This window comes from Pseudomonas sp. RA_15y_Pfl1_P11, assembly GCF_963970975.1.
Taxonomy (GTDB): domain Bacteria; phylum Pseudomonadota; class Gammaproteobacteria; order Pseudomonadales; family Pseudomonadaceae; genus Aquipseudomonas; species Aquipseudomonas tritici.
Genome location: NZ_CAXAOY010000047.1, coordinates 1 through 1,909, shown reverse-complemented (window position 1 = coordinate 1,909; position 1,909 = coordinate 1). Strand labels below are relative to the sequence as shown.

Sequence of the window (1,909 nt, the reverse complement as noted above, 5' to 3'; positions counted from 1 at the left end):
AGCACAGCTGTCGCGCCGGCGCTGCCCCCACATCTCCTCCGAAGTTGAGCGTGCGGCCGCTGCTGGAGCGCACCGAGGCATCCTGGCGGATCGATCGTTCGGCGCTGGTGATCCCGCCCCACATGGTCGTGAGCGGCCGCGCGGAGCAGAACGTCTCGCTCGTCGGGGACGATGAATGGTTGCTGGAATGCGCCATCGCGAGGCCAGCAAAGGGCCATGAATCGCGAATCCGCTTCTACCGCATCGCTGATATCGATGAGCGGGAACTGATCCGGGAATATCTGTTCCTGTCGTTGCACTACGAGCCCCGCGACGAGGTGCGTTGGACTTGCCCCGCAAAAGTGGAGAGGCATTTGCTCAACGTGACGCGGTTCGTTCGAACTGCGCGGGGCTGATATAGTCGAGCGCGGAATGGCGCCTGACGGGGTTGTAGAAGCCGTCGATATAGCGGGCAATGGCCTGCGCGGCTTGGTCGCGGGTATAGAAGACGGTGCGCCAGACGAGCTCGGATTTGATCGTCTTGAAGAAGGTCTCCACCATCGCATTATCGTAGCAATTTCCCTTTCCTGACATGGAGATACGGATGCCGTGGCGGTGCAGCTCGGCCTGGTAGTCCACAGAGCAGTATTGGCTGCCGCGGTCCGAATGATGAATGAGCCCTTCGGGCGGACGGCGCATGACGAGGGCCTTGCGCAGGGCGGCCAGCGCCAGATCGCGGTGCAGCCGGTCGCCGACGGCCCACCCGACGACACGGCGGGAGAACAGATCGAGGACCACCGCCAGATAGAGCCATCCCTCCCGCGTCCAGACATACGAGATGTCGACGCCCCATTTCTGGTTGGGTGCCGTCGCCGTAAAATCCTGGTCAATGATGTTCGGCGCGATCGGCCAGCTATGCTCGCTGTCGGTCGTCCGTTTGAATCGACGCTTCTGCCGACCGCGCAGGCCGTTCTCGCGCATCAACCGCGCCGTGCGCCGTCGCCCGATGGCGAAGCCATCATCCTGCAACTCGCGCGTCATGCGCGGACTGCCGTACGTGCCGTTCGACAGCGCAAATGCCGAGCGGACATGCGCCAGCATCACCATGTCATCGCGTTGCCGCCGGCTGGCCGGACGATCCTTCCAGGCGAAATAGCCGCTCTGGCTGACGCCGAGCACCTGGCAGAGGCGGTGTACGGGGAAATCCTTCTTCGCCTGATCGACGAGCGCAAACCTCATCGACTTCCCTCCCGGGCGAAAAAAGCGGTCGCCCGCTTCAGTATGTCGCGTTCTTGTCGAAGGATCTCATTCTCCCGGCGGAGCCGCTTCAACTCGGCTGCCAAATCTGCCTGCGGTGTTTCGCCCGGCATCTCCGTCAACCGATCACGACGACGACCGATCCACCGAACCAGCGTCGACAAACCGACCCCCAGATCTTCCGCAACCTCACGCTGCGTGCGCCCACTGGTCGCCACCAGCCGGACCGCCTCGTCCTCGAATTCCTTTGTAAACCGTCGTTGCTTCGTCATCGAGTTTGCCTTTCACCTCAGGAAAACTCTCCACTTTTCTGAAGCAAGTCCACTTGGCAATCTCACGGATCGATAGATGATCGCGATAATGCCAGCGCCGGATGACGCTCAATAATGCCATGTCCAACACTCCATGGTCCCCCGCTCAAAGCCAGGGACGTGTTCAAACATGGGTCACTTCTCAGTGGAAATTACTGGCCTCCCCGGGTCACTTCTCAGCGGCAATCAACAGCCCGGCGTTTTCGCGAGGTCATGCTGCCGCATCTCGATGCGGCCTATAGCCTCGCGCGCTACCTTGCCGCCGACGCGACGGCGGCCGAGGACATCGTCCAGGAAGCCTTTCTCAACGCTTTTCGGGCGTTCGGAACCTATCAGGGCGGATCGGCCAAGGCATGGCTGTT

The 1,909-nt window shown here is 61.7% G+C and carries 3 protein-coding genes; 2 read left to right on the top strand and 1 reads right to left on the bottom strand.

Annotation, left to right across the window (positions count from 1 at the left end):
• Positions 1-395 (top strand): hypothetical protein (locus tag AACY44_RS27505; RefSeq protein WP_339531519.1); only part of this gene is annotated, 395 nt, incomplete at its 5' end.
• On the opposite strand, the gene AACY44_RS27500 is transcribed toward AACY44_RS27505, so the two are convergent.
• A protein-coding gene (locus AACY44_RS27500; RefSeq protein ID WP_370468058.1) for an IS3 family transposase occupies positions 358-1,508 on the bottom strand; the annotation gives its coding sequence in 2 pieces (ribosomal slippage) (positions 358-1,244 and positions 1,244-1,508; 1,152 coding nt in all). The two genes, AACY44_RS27505 and AACY44_RS27500, sit on opposite strands and share 38 nt — an antisense overlap.
• A gap of 114 nt (positions 1,509-1,622) precedes the next feature.
• Here AACY44_RS27500 and AACY44_RS27895 point away from each other — a divergent pair.
• A partial coding sequence (locus tag AACY44_RS27895; protein WP_445261936.1) for a sigma factor occupies positions 1,623-1,909 on the top strand: 287 nt, incomplete at its 3' end.